The sequence below is a fragment of the Nocardia sp. NBC_00508 genome, assembly GCF_036346875.1.
GTDB lineage: Bacteria > Actinomycetota > Actinomycetes > Mycobacteriales > Mycobacteriaceae > Nocardia.
In genome coordinates, this window is record NZ_CP107852.1 from 3,046,223 (window position 1) to 3,066,973 (window position 20,751).

The window sequence follows — 20,751 nt, forward strand, 5'->3', positions numbered from 1 at the left end:
GGATTCACACCAGGTTTGTCCAATCCCGTTGGGCGTTGGTTCCTTCGAGCTCCCAAGTCAATGACGGCGAGTAGACCCGTCAACCAGAAATCGCACCAACGCGGTTCCACGTGCCGCAACTCAACCGGGGGTTCCTGATGAAGGTAGGAAGGTCGGTCGCCACGGCGAGCGTCGTGCTCGGGTTACTCGTGGCGGTGGGCTTCAGCGCATCGGCGGCCGAAGCGGCTCCACAGCTGTGGGCCGCCTGCGGGAGGTCCTCGCCCGAGGACAAAGTGGTTGCTACATACAGCAAGGCACAACTCCTGTGCGGAAACGACAAATTTGGGTTCCGCCATATCCAGAACCGTCACGGGGACGAATGGCAGCAGTTGGCTGCCATCGAGAATCGGAACTGGCGCGATATCGCCGACATGGCGCTCGCGAAGGCGCTGGACAACCCGGACCGCACGGTGAATCAGGGCCGAGGCACCTCCTGTTACTCTGGCCAGATCTACCTGGTCAACTTCGCTACAGGAGCGATCGCCAAGACTGTCCAGCCCAGCGTGATCGTCTCCAATGACGGACGAATCATCACGGCGTTTCCAGGAGGGGGATGTGCCTGACCCATCGGTGTTGGATCTGGTCGGCTCGGTGATCGATGCCGGACGGGACTGGAACCTGGAGATCACCTCCGATTCTCGGGGCGATTTGTGGATCACCGGTCGAGGCGGCTCGCCGATACGTCCGGCTGTGCCGATCAGGTTCACAGAAGATGCGCTGCTCGCGTATTACCGAAGTATCGCCGAGGATCCCGGCCGTCAGGAGCAGTCACCGTGGGAGTGGTGGATGACCTTGATGTCGACCCACCTGTACGAATCGCTCTACGAGATGGGCAGAATCGGCAAGCCTTGTGTCGTGGTTATCGGGGCCACCGGCTTCACGGCTTCCCCGGCCAATGATCGCGACGTGACATAGCCCCGCCTTCCCCGCCGGGATGCGGCGTCGGTGACGTCACATCCCGAGCAAAGTGCGATGGGAAGCTCGTCACGGCGTGGTGGACCGGGGTGGTCGACGGGTACCGTGAGCAAGGTCGTCCGCAAGATCCGCCTGGCCGGGCAGGCTCATCAGCAAGGTCAATTTGGATGAAGCCAAACGAGATTCGCACCGCAGGTGTACTCATCGACTTGACTGCCACCGCCGCACTGAACCGCGACACGATGCAGTTGGTCGCCTTCGGCAACATCGCCCTCGACACCGCACACCGCACGCACTCCGGTTACCTCGCCCGCCGACTCCACGACCTACGCGAACACCTGCGCCACTGGGCGGCGACACTCACGTCCGTCACCTCGACCACAGATCGCAGCCCTACCGTCGTCAACGACCACTACAAGGAGAGACGTTGCTCAACGACACTGACCGCGGCCGGGTCTTCCGCAACGCCTGGATCGAGGGCGTGCGCAACTTCTACCCAGGAGAACCCAAACCTGGCTATGTCGCTGGGTGGGAAGACATGCCCGACTGGGAGCAAGCCGCCGCGATCGCCGTGTACGACCAAGTCGCCGAATTCTTGACGGCGACCGACGGTAGTGCCAACAAACTCACCCCCGAGCAAAAGGGGCGCTGGGTGGCGCTGTGCTGGATCGGGCAAATCCACAAGCACTTCTCCGATCCGAAACCGTCCTACGTGGCCGATTGGGACGACATGCCCGACTGGCAGCGCAAAACCGATTCACATATCTTCGCAGTGATCGAGGCCACCGTAGCCTCAGCCTCGACCAGCCAATAGCAACCGGTTCACCCGACATCAGGACTGTTTGCGCCGCCGCCCGCCGGAGTCCGGCGGGCGGCGAGCGGTTGTCTACGAGACGACCGGCAGATAGACCGCGTTGCCGCTGCTGGCGAACTCGGCGGATTTCTCCGCCATGCCTGCGGTCAGCGCCTCGGTCTCGTTCAGGCCCTGCTTGGCGGCGTATTCGCGGACGTCGGCGGAGATCCGCATGGAGCAGAACTTCGGGCCGCACATGGAGCAGAAGTGTGCGGTCTTGGCGGGTTCGGCGGGGAGGGTCTCGTCGTGGTATTCGCGCGCGGTGTCGGGGTCGAGTGACAGCGCGAACTGGTCGCGCCAGCGGAATTCGAAGCGCGCCTTGGACAATTCGTTGTCCCGGTCTTGTGCGTGCGGGTGTCCCTTGGCGAGGTCGGCGGCGTGGGCGGCGATCTTGTAGGTGATCACGCCCACCTTCACGTCGTCGCGGTTGGGCAGGCCGAGGTGTTCTTTCGGCGTGACGTAGCAGAGCATGGCGGTGCCCGCCTGCGCGATGATCGCGGCGCCGATCGCCGAGGTGATGTGGTCGTAGGCGGGTGCGATGTCGGTGGCGAGCGGGCCGAGGGTGTAGAACGGCGCCTCCTCGCACAGCTCCTCCTCGAGCCGCACGTTCTCGACGATCTTGTGCATAGGCACGTGGCCGGGGCCTTCGATCATCACCTGCACGCCATGCGATTTCGCGATCTTGGTCAGTTCGCCGAGGGTGCGCAGCTCGGCGAACTGCGCCTCGTCGTTGGCGTCGGCGATGGAGCCGGGCCGCAGGCCGTCGCCGAGGGAGAAGGTGACGTCGTAGCGCGCGAGGATCTCGCAGAGTTCCTCGAAGTGCGTGTACAGGAACGATTCCTGATGATGCGCAAGGCACCATGCGGCCATGATCGACCCGCCGCGCGAGACGATGCCGGTGACGCGCTTGGCGGTGAGCGGCACGTAGCGCAGCAGCACCCCCGCGTGCACGGTCATGTAGTCCACGCCCTGCTCGCACTGCTCGATCACGGTGTCGCGGTAGATCTCCCAGGTGAGCGCGGTCGGATCGCCGTTCACCTTCTCCAGCGCCTGATAGATCGGCACGGTGCCGACCGGGACCGGGGAGTTGCGCAGAATCCACTCGCGCGTCTCATGGATGTTCTTGCCGGTGGACAGGTCCATGATGGTGTCGGCGCCCCAGCGGGTTGCCCACACCATTTTCTCCACTTCCTCGGCGATCGACGAGGACACGGCCGAGTTGCCGATATTCGCGTTGATCTTGACCAGGAACTTCTTGCCGATGATGGTCGGCTCGAGCTCCGGGTGCTTGTGGTTGGCCGGGATCACCGCGCGGCCTGCCGCCACCTCGTCGCACACCAGCTCCGGCGAAACTCCTTCGCGTGCGGCGATGAAGCGCATTTCCGGCGTGACGATGCCATGACGCGCCCAGGCGAGCTGGGTGCGCGGACCCTCTGCTGTGGGCTTGATCCAGGTGTCGCGCAATTTCGGTAGACCGGCTAGATCGATGGTCGCCGTATCGTCGGTGTACGGACCCGACGTGTCGTAGACGTCGAAGTGCTCACCGTTGGTCAGGTTGACCCGGCGCACCGGAATGCGCAGGTCGTCGACCTCGAGATAGTGCTTGACGCTGCCCTCGATGGGGCCGGTGGTGACGCTGTCGACAGGCGTGGAACTGCCGTCGGACGCAGCGGCGGGTGCCATTCTTCCTCCCTACGCCGGCATTACCCGGTCAGGTTCATACGGTCGACGGCCCTGACGCCTCTCGGCTAGCCGTCCTCTCAGCCCGCTGGTGCGAGCCCCCGTTGGTGATGAAATTTCCCGCCCGACCATACCCGGCGCGGCCGCGCGCGTGTCGGGGGATTCGACAGGCTCGGGAGAACCCCCAGGTCGACGGCCCAAAGAGGATGCCCCCGACCGGGAGCGGCTCCCGGCTGGCCGAGGGCGTCCGGCGGAAACCGCCTCAGCGCTCGCGCGGGCCGATCGGGAATCCGAGCGCGCCGAAGGTCGCGTTGAGGTTGATCTCGATCTGGGACAGCAGCGCATCGGCGTCCGCGAGCATGGACACCACGTCCTCGGTGCGGCAGCCGACCTGGTCAGGTGCGCCCGGCGCCAGCCGTTCCTGCAACCAGTTCATGCCGAGTGACGGCAAGCTCAGGTGCTCGCTGAGGTGGTCGCGCTGGTGGTCAGTTGCTTTCTGTGGGCTCCGGCGTGGCGGAGTGGTCCGGCAAGCCGTGGGTGCGGCGAGCTTCTTTCATCTCTGCCTCGTAGATGTGGCGGCGACCGTCGAGGAGTTCGTCGCGGACCGCGCGTTCGATGCTGCGGAACAGGTCGTAGTAGCCGTCGTCGTATGCCTCGACGACCTGGAATGTCCAGCGTCCGGCGAGGACGTTGCGGCCGATCAGCTCGGTGGATATCCGGTCGGCGATCTTCGGGTGGCCCGCTTCGCGGAGCATGTCCACCACCGTGTCGAGCATAAGGTCGGCGCGGCCGGTCAGTTGGTGGAAGGCGTACAGGTGGCCGCGGGCGCGCTCGGTGGTCTCCAGAGCTTCCGAGAGCTTGCCCGTGGCGGCGACCGTGGCGTCATCGACGCCATCGGGCCGGCGGTGACGAAGGGCCGGGCGATCGGTCATGACCTCACTCCTTGTCTCCATACGGGCTGCGGCCGTGATCTCCGCGGGGCGTTCTGGCCGGACATCGGAGATCGAGACGCTCGTGTAGCAGCGGCGTACCCGGGAACGCCGTTGTCAAGCACCGGCTGGATCAGCGGACCGGCAAGATCAGTCGGCCCCCGGCTATCGTCGAGATATGACCCGCAGCACCTCCGCCGAGCGGCCTGCCGCTACTGGGTCCCGGCGTTGGATCCGTGGTCTCGACGCTCATCGACGACCTGACCCGATTCATCACCGTCGTCCATGCGGGACGCCGAGCCTCCCCGTAAACCTCGCCCAGGGGTCGGCCCCCGATAGCGAAATCGCGTGGCGTGCAGGTGATGATCGCCCGCCCTATCCTCCCGCGCGCAGCTGGGCCGTCACCCGCAACGACGTCTCGTGCAGCCGGTTGAACACCTCCAGCACGAGTTCCATCTGCTCGGCCGTGTAATCCGCCATCGCCGCACCGAATTCCCTCGCCAGGATCTCGTAGTGCGGGGCGATCTCATTGATTCGTTCCTGGACGACACTCACGATGACCCGCCGCCGGTCCTGTTCGTCGTGCTCGCGGCGGACATAACCGGCCTTGAGTAGCCGGTCGATCATCCTGGTGATCGCGCCGGTGGTCAGGCCCGTCTGCGTCGCGAGCTCCCCCGCGGTGGCCGGGCCGCCGAGGCGAAGCAGGTTCAGGCAGCGCAGGTCGGTCACGTGCAGGCCGAGTCGATCGGCGACCGCCTGGTGCATCATCACGGCGTCGGTGGCGCTGCGTTGGGCGGCCATGGTCAGCGCCACGTCCAACTCGGCACGCTTCGGCATGTTGACAACCTCGGCTCACTCGGTCAATATCTTACTCAGTCAACTACTTATTCGATCAGTTGTTGATCGATTCATCTTACTGGAGAAGCCATGACCGTCGACCAGCGCACCGACGAAGACGCCATCCGGCAGCTGCTCACCCAGCAGGCAGAAGCGTGGAACCACGGCGATGCCGAAGCATTCGCCGAGGTGTTCACCGAGGACGCGGACTACGTCACCTGGGTGGGCTCACACTTCAAAGGCCGCGCGGCGATCGCCACCTCACATATGTCGCTGTTCGAGAAGTACTTGAAGGGCACCCGATTGGACGGGGAGATCACCCAGCTCCGTTTCCTCACACCCGATGTCGCGGTTATCCACAGCAAGGGCGCGGTGCTCAAAGGCAAGCAACGGCGCACGCGCCGCAACACCAAGATGCAGACCACCGTCGCCGTGCGACAGGACGGCCGATGGCTGCTCGCCGCCTTCCAGAACACCAAGTACCACTGGCTGATGGAAACCATTGCCGCGCGGTTCGATTCACGCCAAGCACCGTCGGCGTCGGCCGAATAGGCTCCCGCCCGAGTGGATCATCGGGTCCAAGGCAGGCAACCGGCAAGCCGGAGGCGGGTCGCCAATCCGGAGGAGATGCCTGCGCTGGAACCGTTGCCTGCGGTGAGAGCCAGCAGAACGTCCCCACCGAGCCCGGCGCCGAAGGAACATCCCAGCAGGTTGAGGTCGATCCAGATGACTTCGGCGGGCGCACCGGGTGCGGGCTCCTCGGCATGCGCCGGGCTTGCTCCGGCCATGATGGCGGCGGCCAGCATCACGGCGATGGCGCCGCCCTTGATGGATCGCACTTGTCCTCCTGGTGCGCGCTCGGCGCGGTTCTCGTGCCCGGTGGTCGATCTGATGCGTTGCGGGCGTCCGTCGCGCCTGGCCGACGGGCCGCCGCGTAAATGATTGACCAATCGGGCGCCGGGGGAAACGCACCGGAGGGACACGTCACACTCGCACACTTCTCGGCCAGGTCAACGACTTTCGAAGCATGATCGCCGCCGCGCGGAAGCAGCCGGAAACCGCACGGCAGCCACACTGCGAACACGAAAGCGTGCTCGGAGCTTCCGGACACGCACTGCCGCCCGCTAGCGAAGGATCTGATCGATCAGACGCCGGGCGGCACGATCGGTCCGCTCGGCCTCGCCGGTGATCAATCGATCCTGGAGTATGCCGCGTAGGCCCGAAACCAGCAGGGTCGCCACCACTTCCGGATCGTCGGCAACATCGAGACGGCGAAGCCCGCCGGTGAGCGCCGAGATGAAAGTGGCGATGGCCGCGGTGGCATAGTCCGCGTACGGACTGCGGGGGGCGCAGGCCGCACCGAGGACCTGGAGCATCACCTTGACGCTCGTGCTGCCCGCACCCGAGGTGTTGGCGGTCCAGAAATCCCACAGCCGCTCGCGGAGTTCGGCCACGCCGGTGATGTCGGCGAACAGGGCCGCGATGTCGGGACGCTGGGTCGCGAGCGCTTGGACCAGCAGCTCTTCCTTGGTCGTGAAGTAGTAGATCAGCATGCGCGAGCTGGTGCCGAGTTCGGCGGCCAGCGGGCGCAGCGAGAGGTCCGCCAAGCCGTGATCGGCGATGTAGTGCACCACGGCGGCGAGCAGTTCGGCGCGTTTGGCGTGGTCGAGGGGACGGGCCATGAGTTGACTGTAGCGACTGGTACAGGTATTCATGTCATCGTGACTGTAACAATCGCTTCAGAAACTCGGGATTCGGTCGTGGTCACCGGATACGCGGCGACCACGTCGCTCGCCGACGACATGGACACGACCTGGTCCGAACTGCTGGCGGGACACAGCGGAATCGGCGTGCTCGAGGACGACTTCGTAGCCGAGTACGACTTGCCGATCCGCATCGGCGGGAAGCTGAAGTCACAGCCCGGCGCCGAGTTGACCCGGATCGAACAGCGCCGCCACTCCTACGTCCAACAAATGGCGCTGGTGCTCGGCCGCCGGGTCTGGCGCTCGGCGGGCGCGCCCGAGGTGGACGGCGAGCGCTTGGCCGTGGCCATCGGCACCGGACTCGGCGGCGGCGACGCGCTGATCTCCGCGGTCGACGCGATGCGCGACGGCGGCTACCGCAAGGTCTCGCCGATGTCGGTGCCGATGGTGATGCCGAATGGGCCCGCCGCCACCGTCGGTCTCGAAATCGGTGCCAGGGCAGGAGTTTTCGCACCGGTCTCGGCCTGCTCGTCCGGTTCGGAAGCGATCGCGCACGCCTGGCGGCTGATCGTCACCGGCGAGGCGGACCTGGTGGTGGCGGGCGGGGTCGAAGGACACATCGACGCCGTACCCATCGCGAGTTTCGCCATGATGCGCGCCATGAGCACCCGCAACGACCAGCCGGAACGCGCCTCGCGCCCGTTCGACCGGGACCGCGACGGCTTCGTCTTCGGCGAGGCGGGCGCCCTGCTGGTGCTCGAGTCCGAACAGCACGCGCGGGCCCGCGGCGCGACCGTGCACGGCCGGGTTCTCGGCGCCGGCATCACCTCGGACGCCTACCACATCGTCGCCTCCGAACCGGAGGGGATCGGCGCCGCCCGCGCCATGCGCAAGGCCATCCAGACCGCGGGCCTGCGGGTTTCGGATATCCAACATGTCAACGCACACGCCACGTCCACATCCATCGGCGACGCCTCGGAAGCCAACGCGATCACGTCCGTCGTCCCGGACGCGTCGGTCTACGCTCCCAAATCCGCGCTGGGGCACTCGATCGGAGCGGTCGGCGCGCTGGAATCACTCGTCACCATGCTCACCCTGCGTGATCAAGTTGTCCCACCCACGCTGAATCTGGACAACCGCGACCCGGCGATCGATCTCGACATCGTGGCGGGCGCAGCGCGGCCCCAGCGCATCGACTTCGCGCTGAACAATTCGTTCGGGTTCGGCGGTCACAACGTCGCCCTCGCGTTCGGGCGGCCCTGACCGTGGCGCGGTCGGGGCGCGAGTTACTGTCGATACACAACCGACTGATCGTCCCAAAGAACGGACAACGACGTGAACGAGCGTCAGCGAGTGAACCGAGGACACAGCGCACAGTCGCGCACCACGCTGCGGACGCAGCACGCCACCGGGTGCCGAGGACACAGTGCGTCATCGCGCACGGCGGAGCCGAACGCCGGCGAGGTGCAGTCGTGACCGATGCCTTCTACCTGCCCGATCCGGAGCACCCCGATCGGTTCCTCTCCACCGAGCTCACCCGCGGTCCCTGGTCGCCGGACGCCCAGCACGCGGGGCCGCCCTCCGCGCTGCTCGGTCACGTGATCGAGCGGTGCGAGCCGCGACCCGGGTTCCAGGTCGGGCGGGTCGCCGTCGAGATCTTGGGCCCGGTGCCGCTGGAGCCGCTGACGGCGGCGGCCCGCGTGGCCCGCCCTGGCCGCAGCGTCGAGCTGATCGAGGCCACGCTGTCCACCGAGCGCGGGCCGGTGATGCGGGCGAATGCCTGGCGATTCAAACTGGCCGAACCGGAATTGCCACTGCCGGAACGCTTCGTACCCACAGGCATGCGCCCAGGCCCCGAGCAGGCGTCGGTGCCGGCACAGTTCCCCTCCGCCCAGCCGGTCGGCTTCCACACCGCTATCGAATACCGCTTCGTCAGCGGCTCTTTCACGGAACCGGGCCCGGCGATTTGCTGGATCAGGCTCAAATACCCGATCGTCGCGGGTACCGATCCGAGCCCGCTGGAACGCACCCTCGCGGCCGCCGATTCCGGCAACGGCGTCAGCGCGGTCCTGGATTGGTCGAAGTACCTGTTCATCAATACCGATCTGACGGTGACCGTGCACCGTCAGCCAGCAGGCGAATGGGTCTGCCTCGACGCCGTCACCTATCCCCAACCCCACGGCATCGGCATGGCCGAATCGGCGCTCTACGACGAAAAGGGTCCCTTGGGCCGCAGCACGCAAACCCTGTTCCTCGGCAACCGATAGCCGAGTCGCTCAAGGACGGGTGGAGATCTGCTGGACCGCCCAGCCATTTCCGTCGGGGTCGGTGAAGAAGAAGAACCCGACGTTGTCCAGCGGGTCGGGCATGGGGCTCGGATTCTCGCCGAGGACCTGGATATCGGTCACCTCCACGCCGCGGGAGACCAGGTCGTCATACGCCTTGCGCAGATCGTTGACCACCAGTTGCAAACCCTGCTGCGATCCAGGCGCCATGTCCGGCACCGCGCCCGCGCCGATCACGATCGAGCAGCCCGAACCGCGCGGGGTGAGCTGGACGATACGGACGCCATCGGCGATCTTGGTGTCGTGGTCGACGGCGAAGCCCAGCTTCTCCGCGTAGAACTCCTTGGCTCGGTCGATGTCCGACACGGGCACGATCACAACCTCGAGTGTCCAGTTCACGGCGCATCCTTTCGGGGCGGACAGGGTATTCGTACCAGTGCAGACCACGTCGCGCGGTGAAATTCATCGGCGCTATCGCCGCGTCCAGCGCCAGGCGAACTCGTCCGGCGCGGGCGGCGGGCCGGGCAGGTCACCGTCCGCGCTGAGCCCGGCGACCAGCATGGCGAGCACCCGACGGCGCAACTGGACGGTGCGTTCCCGGCTCGGCACCGCGATGGCCGCGCAGGACTCCAGGATCAGTCCCAGATCCTGCGGGGTGACGTCTGGACGCAGCTTGCCGATGGCGTGGGCGCGGCGAACGAGCTCCTCGGTCACCACTCCGGAATGTTGCACGTCGGGCAGGATGGACTCGTCCGGGGTGAAGGTGCCCGCGAGATGCACGGTGAGTGAGTGCACGTCCGCGTCGACCACCCGCTCCAGGAAGCCGACCAGTCCGCGCCAGCCGTCCGAATCCTCCAGCGCCGCATCAGCTTCCGCGTTGTACCGACGAAGGCCGTCGTAACAGAGCGTACGCAGCAGCGCCTCCTTGCTCGGATATCGCCGGTACAGCGCGCTGATACCGACGCCCGCGCGTTCCGCGACGGCGGCGATCGGGGCAGTGGCGTCGGCCAGGAACACCGCACGGGCGGCCTCCAGGATCAGGCCGTCGTTGCGGGCCGCCTGCGCCTTGCGGCCGGGCAGACCCTTCTGAGCTGGGGCGTCGGATGTCTTCGGCATGAATCTACAGTACCATTTGAAACGGAATAATCCGTTCTGATACAGTTCAGACAGAACGAAGCATTCCGTTTCAATTAGGAGCAAAACATGACCGCGATCACCCCCTTCCGCATCGACGTCGACCAGGCCGACCTGGACGACCTGCGCGCCCGGCTGGCCCGTACACGCTGGGCCGAGCAGATCCCCGAGTCGGGCGACGCCTACGGGGTGAGCGTCGAGCGCGTCCGCCACCTGGTCGACTACTGGCGCGACGGGTTCGACTGGCGCGCCGTCGAGGCGGCGCTGAACGCCTACCCACAGTTCACCACCGAGATCGATGGCCAGAACATCCACTTCTTGCACGTGAAAGCCGATCAGGACAACGCCTTTCCGCTGATCCTCACGCACGGATGGCCGGGCACTTTCGTCGAGTTCGTCGACCTGATCGAGCCGCTCACCGCGGCCGGGTTCGATCTGGTGATCCCCTCCGTGCCGGGGTATGGATTCTCCGGGCCCACCACGGAGGCGGGCTGGAACGACGCCCGGATCGCTCGCGCCTGGGCAGAGTTGATGCGACGACTCGGCTACACCCGCTATGGCGCGGTGGGCAACGACGGTGGAGCGTCGATCTCGCCGGAGCTCGCCCGGGTGGCGCCGGACAATGTGGTCGGCGTGCACGTCGCGCAGGTGTACTCGTTCCCGTCCGGCGATCCGGCCGAGCTGGCCGACCTCACCGAGGACGAGCAGCAATCGCTGGCCACCCTGGACTGGTTCGTCAAGAACAAGATGGGTTTCAACGTGCTGCAATCACAGCAGCCGCAGACGCTGGCGCACGCGATCATGGACTCGCCCGCCGGACTGGTCGGCTGGAACGGCCAGCTGCTCGGACCGGACCTGAACGACGACTTCGTGCTCACCAACATCGCGATCCACTGGCTGACGGGCACCGCGGGTTCGGCGATCCGGCACTACTACGAGAAGGACAAGGCCGAGCGTCCCACCACGCCGACCACGGTGCCGCTCGCGCTCTCCGGCTCCACCGGCGATTTCCACGGCATCCGGCGCTTCGCCGAGCGTGACCACAACATCGTGTCGTGGCGGACGCACGACGTCTTCACCCACTACCTGCACCATGTGGCGCCCGCCCTCATGGCGCAGGAGATCACGGAATTCTTCGCCGGCCTGCGCTGACCGGGCACGCGAAGGTCGTCGCCCCGGTGTGGGCGGCGGCCTTTGCACACGCCGGGGCTCTAGACAATCTCTTATGTCATCGAGACTCACGGCCATGGTTCGTCTCGCTTCCCGCTGATGTACTGGATTCACCAACAGCACAGCAGCTTTCGAACAAGGAGACGAACACCATGAAAATCGCAGTCTTCGGAGCCACCAGCACCGTCGGACGCCTCGTCGTCGAGCGTGCCCTGCAGGAGGGACACGAGGTCACGGCATTCACTCGCAGCGCGGCGAGCGTCGGGCAGCAGCACGTGCGGCTGCGCGTGGTGGAAGGCGACGTGCTGGACCCGGACTCGGTGCAGCGTGCGGTGGAGGGGCAGGACGCGGTGCTGATCTCGCTCGGCAACGGCCGCAAAGGTGTCGTGCGGGCGGGCGGCACCAAAGCGATCATCGAGGCGATGAACCGCACCGGCGTCAAGCGGCTGATCTGCCAGACCACCCTCGGCGTCGGCGACAGCAAGGGCAACTTGAACTTCCTCTGGAAGTACGTGATGTTCGGGCTGCTGCTGCGTCCGGCCTATGCCGACCATGTCCTGCAGGAGGAGTACGTCCGGGCCGGCGACCTGGACTGGACCATCGTGCGGCCGAGCGCCTTCACCGACGGACCGCGCACCGGCAACTACCGGCGCGGTTTCCCGGCGGGCGAGCGTGGTCTCACCTTGAAGATCGCCCGCGCCGACATCGCGGACTTCATGATCGAGCAGCTGACCGACACGACGTACCTCCGGCAGGCGCCCGGCATCTCCCACTGAGCACGGCGTGCCATGCGGCGGAACGGCTGCGGCCCGCGCCCCGATTCCGGGACGCGGGCCGCAGTCGTTGTAGCCCAACGAGTTTCAGGCGTGCTCGTGCAGTTCGCCCCAAGCCGGAAACGGGTCGGGATACTCCGCCCATGCGCCCGGACCTTCGGCGAACTCCGCGTCGGTGAGCAAGGCCGCATCCAGCAGCGCGCGCACCCCATCGCAATCGAGCTCGATCCCGATGAGGACGATTTCCTGCCCCGGCGACACCTCCAACGACGACCACCAAGCGGCGGGTTCGAAGACCAGGTTCGGCCCGGCCTGCGACCAGACCGCGGCCAGCGTCGACCGGCTCGCGATCCAGCAGAACCCCTTGCTGCGCAACAAACCGCGCAGTTGATCCAACGCTTCGGACAAGCGCAGCGGATGGAACGGCCGGTCGGCGGTGTAGGTGAGGCTGCGAATGCCGTACTCCTCGGTCTCCGGCGTATGACCGCCTGCGAGTTCCTCCGCCCACCCCTCGGCCTCGGCCGCGACCAGCGGGTTGTAGCGACCGGTGTCCAGCACCTCGGCCAAGTCGACCACGCCGTTGCTGGTGCGCAGCACGTGGGCACGCGGATTGAGCCTGCGCACCGTGGCTTCCACCGCACCCGCCGCCGCGGCGCCGACCAGGTCGGTCTTGTTCACCAACAGAACGTCGGCGAATTCCACTTGGTCCACGAGCAGATCGGCGATGGTGCGGGCATCGCCGTCTCCCGCTTGCAGGTTCCGCTCGGCCAGCGCCTGCCCGCGCGCCACTTCGGCGAGGAACGTCGAGGCGTCGACCACGGTCACCATGGTGTCCAGCCGCGCGATATCGCCGAGCCGGAATCCGTCCTCGAATTCCCAGTCGAAGGTCGCGGCCACCGGCATCGGTTCGGAGATCCCGGTCGACTCGATCACCAACTGGTCGAACCGCCCCGCGCGTGCGAGCCTGGCAACCGCCTCGATCAGGTCTTCGCGCAGCGTGCAGCAGATGCAGCCGTTGGTCAGCTCCACCAGTTTTTCCTCGGTGCGATCGAGGTGGCCCTGTCCCGCGACCAGCGCGGCGTCGATATTCACCTCGCTCATGTCGTTGACGATGACCGCCACCCGACGGCCCTCCCGGTTGGCGAGGATGTGGTTGAGCAGCGTCGTCTTGCCCGCGCCGAGAAAGCCGGACAGCACAGTGACAGGAAGCAGGTCGGAATCCATGGCGTAAATGATAACCATTTTCATTTACTGTCAGCGGGGTGGGTTCCGGTTGCCGGTGGCGACACTGCCAGACCGCCGTAGGGTTTGTGGCGTGAAACTGCTGCCATTGCCCGCTGAGGGGCAGACCCCTGTCCGGGCGCTCACCATTGCCGGCACCGATTCCGGCGGAGGCGCCGGAATCCAGGCCGATACCCGCACCATGGCGCTGTGCGGGGTGCATGCACTGGTGGCGGTGGCGGCGGTGACCGTACAGAACTCGGTGGGTGTCAGCGGTTTCCATGAGGTTCCGCCAGAGATCGTGGCCGATCAGGTGCGCGCGGTCGTCGGGGACATCGGCGCAGGCGCCGCCAAGACCGGCATGCTGGCCTCCACCGCGATCATCGAGGCGGTCGCCGCGGTGTGCCAGGAGGTCGGTATCGGCCGCGACGGCCACATTCCGCTGGTCGTCGATCCGGTCGCGGCTTCCATGCACGGCGACCCGCTGCTGCACATCGAGGCGCTGGACGCGCTGCGCAACACGCTGATTCCACTCGCGACCGTGGTGACGCCGAACCTGGACGAGGTCAGGCTGCTCACGGGTATCGAAGTCGACGACGAGGACTCGGCGCGCCGCGCCGCGGCGGCGCTGCACAAGCTCGGGCCGCGATGGGCGATCGTCAAGGGCGGGCACCTGCGCTCCTCCGAGTACAGCACCGACCTGCTGTTCGACGGCGAGCAGTTCCTCGAGTTCACCGCGCCGCGCATCACGACCGGCAACGATCACGGCGGCGGTGACACGCTGGCCGCAGCGATTGCCTGCGCCCTGGCGCACGGCTATTCAGTGCCCGAGGCCGTGGAATTCGCCAAGGAGTGGACCTACCGCTGCCTCGCCGCGTCCTACGATCTCGGCGCGGGCCACGGGCCGGTGTCCCCGCTGTGGCGGCTGCACGAGCATTGACCAGGCAACCACTCAACGAGACATCGACTTCCGGCATCGCCGCACGGCGCGACACCATTACTTGTCGGTGGGCGCTGCGATACTGAGGGCGTCGCAAACACAGGTGGCTTCAACGGTGAAGACAATCGGAACAACGGCGTTCGATGTGAATGCGACAAACGAACTCGGCGTCCGCCCGGGCGGCGCCACGGTCACCTACGGGAAACGGCAAGGTGCAACGGACGGTCGGCATCGATGAGGATGCCGATGACCCGCGCGTTCGCCGCCACCAGCGCGGAGATGATCTCGGCGAGGTAGGCCACGAACTGCTCGATCGGCATGGTCGGTGTCTCCAGCCGGTTCGCGCCGAGCCACCAGTCGGTGGCCGATGCCACCGCACCGAAAATCGAATAGATGACGAGTTCCGCGCTCGCGATCGGTACCGACTCGTCGCCGGATGCCCCCGCGAACAGCTCGGCGGCGCGCTTCGCCGACTGCCTGGCCGATTGCAACGCACGGCCGGAGTCGTCGGAACGCTGGGTGAAGTGGCTGTGCAGGATGAACCGGAAGACGTTCGGGTGCTGTGACACCACGAGCACGTATTCAGCCGCACCGCGGCGGACCAGGTCGCGCGCCGAATCGCTGGTCAGGTCGAAACTCGCGACGATCTGTTCCCAGAGCAGGTCGCGGAGGCGGTCGACGATCGCGTTGTAGAGGTCGGCCTTGTCCTCGAAATGGCGATACAGCTTGGGCTTCGCCGCGCCGGCCTCCTTGGCGATATCGCCCATGCTGACTTCGGGGCCGATCTTGTCCAACGCACGGAACGCCGCGTCGACGAACTCCGCTCGAACCTTCCGCCGATGCTCGCGCCATCGCTCGGTGCGAGCGTCGACACGCTTACGCGGCGCCTCATCCGGTCTCGGGCCGCTACGCGTCACGAATCCGGATGCTACCCGTTACCACTGGTACCGATCCCCGGCCGTCGACCGGTGCAGGATCAGCGCTTCTTGGGGTCGACGCCGCTATCGCCCGCGGACTTGGCCTTCTTCTCCGCTCGCTTTTCCTTGATGGACTTCCCGGACTTCTTGGACATTGAACTGCGCGGAGATTTATCGGACAATCGGGGTCCTTTGCTCGGAGAACCTGAGTGGTCCCGCTGTCATCGACCGTACGCCATGTCGGCCTGCCAGCGGCGCGTCATCGCCGTGCTGCACCCCCAGCAACCTCACAGCTCGGCCCCAGCACCACTACAGCGGGGCCGTCGAGGGTAGTGCGCATGACCGAGACTGTGACCGTCGCGGCGACGGAACGAACCGAGGGCACGGGGGCGCCCGTGCTGGACGTGGTGATACCTGTCTACAACGAAGAGACCGACCTGGGCGTGTGCGTGCGCAGGCTGCACGCCTACCTGCGCGACGGGTTCCCCTTCCCGGCGCGCATCACGATCGCCGACAACGCGAGCACTGACGACACGCTTCAAGTCGCACGCCTGCTCGCCGGGGAGCTGGGCGATGTGCGCGTAGTGCACTTGGCCGCCAAGGGGCGCGGCAGGGCGCTGCGGGCGGTGTGGGAACGCTCCGACGCGCTGGTGGTCACCTACATGGACGTCGACCTGTCCACGGACCTGAACGCGTTGCTGCCCTTGGTCGCACCGCTGATCACCGGGCATTCCGACCTGGCCATCGGCACTCGGCTCGACTCCGCCTCCCGCGTCGTGCGCGGACCCAAGCGCGAGATCATCTCTCGCTGCTATAACCTGCTGCTGAAAGCCTCACTGCGCGTGCAGTTCTCGGACGCGCAGTGCGGGTTCAAGGCGATGCGGGCCGACGTGGCGCGACGCCTGCTGCCGCTGGTGCACGACGGGGAGTGGTTCTTCGACACCGAACTGCTCGTGCTCGCCGAACGGGTCGGGCTGCGCATCCACGAGGTGCCGGTGGACTGGATCGACGACCCGGACAGCCGGGTCGACATCATCGACACCGCGCGCAAGGACCTACGCGGCATCTGGCGGCTCGGTCGGGCGCTCACCGCCGGCGCGCTGCCGCTGCAGGAACTGCGCCGGGCGGTCGGCCGGGAGCCGTTGGTGCCCGGCGTGCCGCTCGGCATGGTGGGACAGCTGGTGCGGTTCGCGATCGTCGGCGTGCTGAGCACGCTGGCATATCTGCTGCTGTACGTCGTGCTGCAACCGTTCACCGGGGCGCAGGTGGCGAACTCGGCGGCGCTGCTGATCACGGCGGTGGCGAACACCGCTGCCAACCGGGCCTTCACCTTCGGGGTGCGCGGCTCGACCGGGGTGGTCTCGCACCAATTCCAAGGTCTGGCAATTTTCGGGATCGGATTGACGCTCACCAGCGGTGCACTGTTCGCGCTGCATCAGTGGGCGCCGGGCGCCTCGGTGCATCTGGAGCTGTCCGTGCTGGTACTGGCCAATCTGGTGGCGACGCTGGTGCGGTTCATCGGGCTGCGCTGGGTGTTCCGCGATGGCGCGGACCCTGCCGGACGTCGCGCCCGTTCCCGTGCACTCGCCGAACCTCGCAGCACGGCTACGGCCGCCTCGAAATCCGCTCCCATCGCATTCGGCCGTGCAGGTGACCACCGGTGACGGCGACACTCACCATGCCACCGCCGCCGGTCGCATCGCGGCCGAAGTCCGAACTCCGCTGGGAGTACCCGGCGCTGGCGGTGCTGCTGATCGGCACGGCGGTGGCCTATCTGTGCAATCTGAGCGCGAACGGTTGGGGGAATTCGTTCTATTCCGCTGCGGCACAAGCAGGTTCGGTGTCGTGGAAGGCATTCTTCTTCGGGTCGTCCGATGCGGCGAACTCGATCACCGTGGACAAACCGCCCGCCTCCCTGTGGTTGATGGAACTGTCTGTGCGGGCGTTCGGGCTGAACAGCTGGAGCATCCTGGTGCCGGAGGTGTTGCTCGGCGTCGCCACCGTCGCGCTGGTGTGGGCTACGGTGCGCCGACCGTTCGGCCCGGCCGCCGGATTGCTCGCGGGGCTGGTGCTGGCGGTGACTCCCGTCGCGGCGCTGATGTTCCGGTTCAACAATCCGGATGCGCTGTTGGTGTTCTTGATGGTCGCCGCGGCGTGGGCGATGACGCGGGCGACGGAGGACGGTCGCTGGCGCTGGCTCGTGTTGACCGGCACGATGATCGGATTCGGCTTCCTCACCAAGCAATTGCAGGTGCTGCTGGTGGTGCCCGCATTGGCGCTGACCTATCTGATAGCGGGCCCACCGAAACTCGGCAAACGCATCGTGCAGCTGTTCGCGGCGGGCGCCGCGATGGTGGTGGCCGCGGGTTGGTGGCTGCTGGCGGTGGAGTTGTGGCCCGCCTCGTCGCGTCCGTGGATCGGCGGCTCACACGAGAACTCGATCCTGGAGCTGACCCTCGGCTACAACGGGTTCGGACGGCTCAACGGCAACGAGCGCGGCAGCGTCGGGCCCGGCGGCGAACTTCCGGCGGGGGGCAATGGCATGTGGGGCAACACCGGCATCACGCGATTGTTCGAACCCGCCCAGGGCGGTCAGATCGCATGGCTGATCCCAGCCGCGCTTGTCGCGCTGGTCGTGGGAATCCTCTTGCGCGGCAGGGCAGTCCGGACGGACCCACAACGCGCCGCGCTCATCCTCTGGGGCGGATGGCTGCTGGTGACCGGGCTTGTGTTCAGCTTCATGGCGGGCATTTTCCACCAGTACTACACCGTGGCCTTGGCTCCGGCGGTCGCCGCGCTGGCCGGCGCGGGAGTCGTGCTGTTCTGGCGGGAACGGAACCAGTTGTCGGTGCGGCTGGCCTCGGCGCTCGCGGTGGGTCTCACGACAGCGACCGCGTGGATGCTGTTGTCCCGAAGTCCCGACTGGCAGCCGTGGCTGCGCTGGACCGTGCTTGTCGTCGGCGTACTCGCGGCGCTTGCCGTCGCCTTCCCCGCGCCGCGGAGGCTAGCCGTTGTCTCGGCGCTGGCGGTGGCGTTCACCGGCTTGGCCGGACCGGTCGCGTATGCGGTCGACACGATCGCCACCCCGCACGCCGGTTCGATCCCCTCGGCCGGGCCGAACGTCGCGATGCACGGCAACCGACCGCCGTGGGGCGAAGGGATGACCGGTATAGGCGGTCGACCGCAGGACGGCCCGGGAACGAATCGCCGTGCCGGTGCCCCCCAGACGCCGGATGGGCGGTCGGCGGGCTCCGGTCCGATGCCTGGAATGGGTCCGCAGGGCGCGATGCCCGGCAACCGGCTGCCCGTGCCCCCGCCCGACGGGAGACCGCAGGGCGCCACGCCCGACGGTCAGGCTCCACAGGGCGCCGGACCGAACCAAGGCATGCCCGGCGGCGCAACCGGAGATGGTGGTCCAGGCCCCAACGGCGGCGGTGGAATCGGCGGGCTCCCCGGGGCAAGCGAGCCGAGCGCGCAGGTCGTGTCCCTGCTCGAGCAGAACGGCGGCGACTACACGTGGGTGGCCGCGGCCATCGGCTCGAACAGCGCCGCGGGCTTGCAGCTGGCTACCGAACTCCCCGTCATGCCGATCGGCGGCTTCAACGGCAGCGACCCGTCGCCGACCCTGGAGCAGTTCGAACAGTATGTCGCCGAAGGAAGGATCCACTATTTCATCGGCGGCGGCCGCGGCGTCCCAGGCTCCTCCAGCTCCTCGCCCAGCGCACAGATCACGCAGTGGGTCCAGGAGAACTTCACCGCCACACAGGTGGATGGCGTCACCCTGTACGACTTGACAGCCATCCACTGAGACCGCGGGGTGCGGCCCCACCGCCCTGCATACCGGGGCCGCACCCCTCCCAGCGTGGCCGCGCCATGCACAGGACCGTGTGTGGACCCTCGCCCGGTCGGTCGTCGCATAACCGAGCGCTCCGGTGCCCTGCTCGACTACGTCCTGTCTACCCGACCATTGGCCCGAGCCTCTCCGTGGACTAACCTCTTAGCTAAGGAGGTGTGCAGTGGGGAAAGCGGCTGAGCAATTCAATATCCACGACGCGAAGACGCATCTGTCGCGGATCATCGAGCGGGTCGAGCACGGCGAGGAGATCGTGATCAGCCGCGCAGGCCATCCGGTCGCGAAGGTGGTGCCGCTGGTCCGCCGGGCGAATCGCGGGGGTCGCGGATCACTGCGGGGGAAACTCGTTCTAGATCCGGACTGGGACACCGAAGAGACCAACGCATCCATCGCCCGCGACTTCGGCTTGTTGCCATGAGCCTGTTGCTGGACACCCACGTCGTACTGTGGTGGCTGAGTGGCGACCCCGCACTATCCGACGAGATCAACGATCGGCTGGATCACGATCCGGATGTGTATCTGAGCGCGGCCACGGTCTGGGAGGTCGCCGTCAAGCAGGCCATAGGCAAGCTCGAGGGCCCGAAGGACCTGCCCGAACGCATTTGCGACAGTGGATTCATTCCGCTGCCGATCGATCACGGGCATGCGGTCATGGCTGGACGGCTTCCCTTGATCCACCGGGACCCCTTCGACCGAATACTGATTGCCCAAGCACGCTGCGCGAGCCTCACCCTTGTCACCCGTGACCCGTATTTCGAGAAATACGAGGTGGACATCTTGGCGGTGTGATCCTCGGCGCGCATTCGTTCTCGGCGGAGCTGTTCGAGATCGGGTCGATGACAGGGGATGCGGTCCGCCGAAGGTGACCTGGCCGCCAAACCCGCGGTTCGTTACCACGGTGGGTCATTCAGCGGCGGGCTCTTGGCATCCCGCAATACGCCAGCGATGATGTTCGGGTATGTGACGGCTCCGGGTCGGGAGCCGGGGCCCCGGGGCCACCATCAGGTCACGCCTACACCGCGAACACTCAGGGAAACAGTTGAATGCTTTTACGAAGCTGGCCGTGACGGTGGTCAGCGCACTCGTCGCAACCGCGCTCGCCGTTGGATTCGCTTCCACCGCATCGGCGGCGCCGGTGGAACATGCCGCACCGATCGCCGCGGCGACCAGCGAACCTCCGCAGGTCACCTACATCAAGGCGTGTCTGCCGCCCGGTGACACGATCGAACTCCGCACCGGAATCGGCGCGGCGGTCGGAGCCGCGATCGGCGCGCTCGTCGGCCTGCCGGTCTTCTTCGTCGGCGCGATCCCAGGGGCGATCATCGTCGGCCTGATCGGGGCCGCCGTCGGAGCCTCGTCCTACGCCATCGATTCCGGGCGGCTCGAGCAGCAGGGATTGTGCTGAGAGCTGATCCGTTGGACCGGCCCCGCTACTGCCGCGCAGGCAGTAGCGGGGCCGTCGCCATCTTCTACCCGATGGATAGCCGCTAGCCGCTCGGTCG

At 66.8% G+C, this 20,751-nt stretch carries 24 protein-coding genes and 1 riboswitch; of the genes, 14 read left to right on the forward strand and 10 right to left on the reverse strand.

Annotation, left to right across the window (positions count from 1 at the left end):
• Positions 1–110 precede the first annotated feature (110 nt).
• The 3 genes from OHA40_RS13590 (at position 111) to OHA40_RS13600 (ending at position 1,768) form a co-directional block, all read left to right on the forward strand.
• On the forward strand, positions 111–602 hold the full coding sequence (locus OHA40_RS13590; protein ID WP_330233405.1) for a hypothetical protein: 492 nt from the start codon (positions 111–113) through the stop codon (positions 600–602).
• A 10-nt stretch (positions 603–612) separates the two neighbouring features.
• Positions 613–954 (forward strand): hypothetical protein, encoded by a 342-nt coding sequence (locus OHA40_RS13595; protein ID WP_330233406.1) that lies wholly within the window; start codon positions 613–615, stop codon positions 952–954.
• 427 nt (positions 955–1,381) lie between these two features.
• Positions 1,382–1,768, forward strand: coding sequence for a hypothetical protein (locus tag OHA40_RS13600; protein WP_330233407.1), 387 nt, complete (start codon positions 1,382–1,384; stop codon positions 1,766–1,768).
• 72 nt (positions 1,769–1,840) lie between these two features.
• Here OHA40_RS13600 and thiC read toward each other — a convergent pair whose 3' ends face one another.
• The 4 genes from thiC to OHA40_RS13620 form a co-directional block, all read right to left on the reverse strand.
• Positions 1,841–3,490 (reverse strand): phosphomethylpyrimidine synthase ThiC, encoded by a 1,650-nt coding sequence (gene thiC, locus OHA40_RS13605; RefSeq protein ID WP_330233408.1) that lies wholly within the window; start codon positions 3,488–3,490, stop codon positions 1,841–1,843.
• Positions 3,480–3,602: riboswitch (TPP riboswitch) on the reverse strand. (Overlaps the previous gene by 11 nt.)
• A gap of 147 nt (positions 3,603–3,749) precedes the next feature.
• Positions 3,750–3,923: a hypothetical protein gene (locus OHA40_RS13610; protein ID WP_330233409.1), complete on the reverse strand. Its 174-nt coding sequence runs from the start codon at positions 3,921–3,923 to the stop codon at positions 3,750–3,752.
• A gap of 49 nt (positions 3,924–3,972) precedes the next feature.
• On the reverse strand, positions 3,973–4,419 hold the full coding sequence (locus OHA40_RS13615) for a hypothetical protein (RefSeq protein WP_330233410.1): 447 nt from the start codon (positions 4,417–4,419) through the stop codon (positions 3,973–3,975).
• 372 nt (positions 4,420–4,791) lie between these two features.
• Positions 4,792–5,253 (reverse strand): MarR family winged helix-turn-helix transcriptional regulator, encoded by a 462-nt coding sequence (locus OHA40_RS13620; protein ID WP_330233411.1) that lies wholly within the window; start codon positions 5,251–5,253, stop codon positions 4,792–4,794.
• A gap of 90 nt (positions 5,254–5,343) precedes the next feature.
• Here OHA40_RS13620 and OHA40_RS13625 point away from each other — a divergent pair, with 90 nt between their 5' ends.
• The gene (locus OHA40_RS13625; RefSeq protein WP_330233412.1) at positions 5,344–5,805 is read left to right on the forward strand and encodes an SgcJ/EcaC family oxidoreductase; all 462 of its coding nucleotides are present in this window, start codon (positions 5,344–5,346) and stop codon (positions 5,803–5,805) included.
• Between the two features lie 17 nt (positions 5,806–5,822).
• On the opposite strand, the gene OHA40_RS13630 is transcribed toward OHA40_RS13625, so the two are convergent.
• Together OHA40_RS13630 and OHA40_RS13635 are read right to left on the reverse strand one after the other, a co-directional pair.
• On the reverse strand, positions 5,823–6,092 hold the full coding sequence (locus OHA40_RS13630; RefSeq protein ID WP_330233413.1) for a hypothetical protein: 270 nt from the start codon (positions 6,090–6,092) through the stop codon (positions 5,823–5,825).
• Positions 6,093–6,377: 285 nt separating this feature from the next.
• Complete coding sequence (locus OHA40_RS13635) at positions 6,378–6,935, reverse strand: TetR/AcrR family transcriptional regulator (protein ID WP_330233414.1); 558 nt, start codon at positions 6,933–6,935, stop codon at positions 6,378–6,380.
• A gap of 39 nt (positions 6,936–6,974) precedes the next feature.
• Between OHA40_RS13635 and OHA40_RS13640 the strand changes: the two genes are divergently transcribed.
• Together OHA40_RS13640 and OHA40_RS13645 are read left to right on the forward strand one after the other, a co-directional pair.
• A complete protein-coding gene (locus OHA40_RS13640; RefSeq protein WP_330233415.1) occupies positions 6,975–8,219 on the forward strand; it encodes a KasA/KasB family beta-ketoacyl-ACP synthase in 1,245 nt (414 codons plus the stop codon).
• Between the two features lie 209 nt (positions 8,220–8,428).
• Positions 8,429–9,223, forward strand: coding sequence for a thioesterase family protein (locus tag OHA40_RS13645; RefSeq protein WP_330233416.1), 795 nt, complete (start codon positions 8,429–8,431; stop codon positions 9,221–9,223).
• A 9-nt stretch (positions 9,224–9,232) separates the two neighbouring features.
• Here OHA40_RS13645 and OHA40_RS13650 read toward each other — a convergent pair whose 3' ends face one another.
• Both OHA40_RS13650 and OHA40_RS13655 read right to left on the reverse strand, forming a co-directional pair.
• Positions 9,233–9,640: a VOC family protein gene (locus OHA40_RS13650; protein WP_330233417.1), complete on the reverse strand. Its 408-nt coding sequence runs from the start codon at positions 9,638–9,640 to the stop codon at positions 9,233–9,235.
• Positions 9,641–9,712: 72 nt separating this feature from the next.
• Positions 9,713–10,357 carry a TetR/AcrR family transcriptional regulator gene (locus tag OHA40_RS13655; protein WP_330233418.1) on the reverse strand — a complete coding sequence of 215 codons (645 nt, stop codon included), beginning with the start codon at positions 10,355–10,357 and terminating at the stop codon, positions 9,713–9,715.
• Between the two features lie 87 nt (positions 10,358–10,444).
• On the opposite strand from OHA40_RS13655, the gene OHA40_RS13660 reads away from it, so the two are divergent.
• Together OHA40_RS13660 and OHA40_RS13665 are read left to right on the forward strand one after the other, a co-directional pair.
• Positions 10,445–11,527 (forward strand): epoxide hydrolase family protein, encoded by a 1,083-nt coding sequence (locus OHA40_RS13660; RefSeq protein ID WP_330233419.1) that lies wholly within the window; start codon positions 10,445–10,447, stop codon positions 11,525–11,527.
• Between the two features lie 170 nt (positions 11,528–11,697).
• Positions 11,698–12,321, forward strand: coding sequence for an NAD(P)-dependent oxidoreductase (locus OHA40_RS13665; RefSeq protein WP_330233420.1), 624 nt, complete (start codon positions 11,698–11,700; stop codon positions 12,319–12,321).
• 84 nt (positions 12,322–12,405) lie between these two features.
• Here OHA40_RS13665 and OHA40_RS13670 read toward each other — a convergent pair whose 3' ends face one another.
• Positions 12,406–13,560, reverse strand: coding sequence for a GTP-binding protein (locus OHA40_RS13670; RefSeq protein ID WP_442943996.1), 1,155 nt, complete (start codon positions 13,558–13,560; stop codon positions 12,406–12,408).
• Between the two features lie 73 nt (positions 13,561–13,633).
• Here OHA40_RS13670 and thiD point away from each other — a divergent pair, with 73 nt between their 5' ends.
• Positions 13,634–14,479: a bifunctional hydroxymethylpyrimidine kinase/phosphomethylpyrimidine kinase gene (gene thiD / locus OHA40_RS13675; RefSeq protein WP_330233422.1), complete on the forward strand. Its 846-nt coding sequence runs from the start codon at positions 13,634–13,636 to the stop codon at positions 14,477–14,479.
• Positions 14,480–14,670: 191 nt separating this feature from the next.
• Here thiD and OHA40_RS13680 read toward each other — a convergent pair whose 3' ends face one another.
• Positions 14,671–15,396, reverse strand: coding sequence for a TetR/AcrR family transcriptional regulator (locus tag OHA40_RS13680; protein ID WP_330233423.1), 726 nt, complete (start codon positions 15,394–15,396; stop codon positions 14,671–14,673).
• A 338-nt stretch (positions 15,397–15,734) separates the two neighbouring features.
• On the opposite strand from OHA40_RS13680, the gene OHA40_RS13685 reads away from it, so the two are divergent.
• From OHA40_RS13685 to OHA40_RS13705, 5 genes are all read left to right on the forward strand, one after another.
• On the forward strand, positions 15,735–17,060 hold the full coding sequence (locus tag OHA40_RS13685; RefSeq protein ID WP_330233424.1) for a bifunctional glycosyltransferase family 2/GtrA family protein: 1,326 nt from the start codon (positions 15,735–15,737) through the stop codon (positions 17,058–17,060).
• The gene (locus OHA40_RS13690; RefSeq protein ID WP_442943998.1) at positions 17,057–19,204 is read left to right on the forward strand and encodes a glycosyltransferase family 39 protein; all 2,148 of its coding nucleotides are present in this window, start codon (positions 17,057–17,059) and stop codon (positions 19,202–19,204) included. Before OHA40_RS13685 ends, OHA40_RS13690 begins: the two co-directional genes overlap by 4 nt.
• Positions 19,205–19,412: 208 nt before the next feature.
• Entirely contained in the window at positions 19,413–19,667 is a 255-nt protein-coding gene (locus OHA40_RS13695) for a type II toxin-antitoxin system Phd/YefM family antitoxin (protein ID WP_330233425.1), read from the forward strand.
• Entirely contained in the window at positions 19,664–20,038 is a 375-nt protein-coding gene (locus OHA40_RS13700) for a type II toxin-antitoxin system VapC family toxin (protein WP_330233426.1), read from the forward strand. Before OHA40_RS13695 ends, OHA40_RS13700 begins: the two co-directional genes overlap by 4 nt.
• A 274-nt stretch (positions 20,039–20,312) precedes the next feature.
• Entirely contained in the window at positions 20,313–20,654 is a 342-nt protein-coding gene (locus OHA40_RS13705; protein ID WP_330233427.1) for a hypothetical protein, read from the forward strand.
• Positions 20,655–20,751 lie beyond the last annotated feature (97 nt).

What these genes read in the sequence shown, in the direction of transcription:
- thiC (WP_330233408.1), bottom strand. Translation starts at nt 3,490, where the DNA reads ATGGCACCCGCCGCTGCGTCCGACGGCAGTTCCACGCCTGTCGACAGC.
- OHA40_RS13610 (WP_330233409.1), bottom strand. Translation starts at nt 3,923, where the DNA reads ATGAACTGGTTGCAGGAACGGCTGGCGCCGGGCGCACCTGACCAGGTC.
- OHA40_RS13615 (WP_330233410.1), bottom strand. Translation starts at nt 4,419, where the DNA reads ATGACCGATCGCCCGGCCCTTCGTCACCGCCGGCCCGATGGCGTCGAT.
- OHA40_RS13620 (WP_330233411.1), bottom strand. Translation starts at nt 5,253, where the DNA reads ATGCCGAAGCGTGCCGAGTTGGACGTGGCGCTGACCATGGCCGCCCAA.
- OHA40_RS13625 (WP_330233412.1), top strand. Translation starts at nt 5,344, where the DNA reads ATGACCGTCGACCAGCGCACCGACGAAGACGCCATCCGGCAGCTGCTC.
- OHA40_RS13635 (WP_330233414.1), bottom strand. Translation starts at nt 6,935, where the DNA reads ATGGCCCGTCCCCTCGACCACGCCAAACGCGCCGAACTGCTCGCCGCC.
- OHA40_RS13655 (WP_330233418.1), bottom strand. Translation starts at nt 10,357, where the DNA reads ATGCCGAAGACATCCGACGCCCCAGCTCAGAAGGGTCTGCCCGGCCGC.
- OHA40_RS13660 (WP_330233419.1), top strand. Translation starts at nt 10,445, where the DNA reads ATGACCGCGATCACCCCCTTCCGCATCGACGTCGACCAGGCCGACCTG.
- OHA40_RS13665 (WP_330233420.1), top strand. Translation starts at nt 11,698, where the DNA reads ATGAAAATCGCAGTCTTCGGAGCCACCAGCACCGTCGGACGCCTCGTC.
- OHA40_RS13670 (WP_442943996.1), bottom strand. Translation starts at nt 13,560, where the DNA reads ATGGTTATCATTTACGCCATGGATTCCGACCTGCTTCCTGTCACTGTG.
- OHA40_RS13685 (WP_330233424.1), top strand. Translation starts at nt 15,735, where the DNA reads ATGACCGAGACTGTGACCGTCGCGGCGACGGAACGAACCGAGGGCACG.
- OHA40_RS13700 (WP_330233426.1), top strand. Translation starts at nt 19,664, where the DNA reads ATGAGCCTGTTGCTGGACACCCACGTCGTACTGTGGTGGCTGAGTGGC.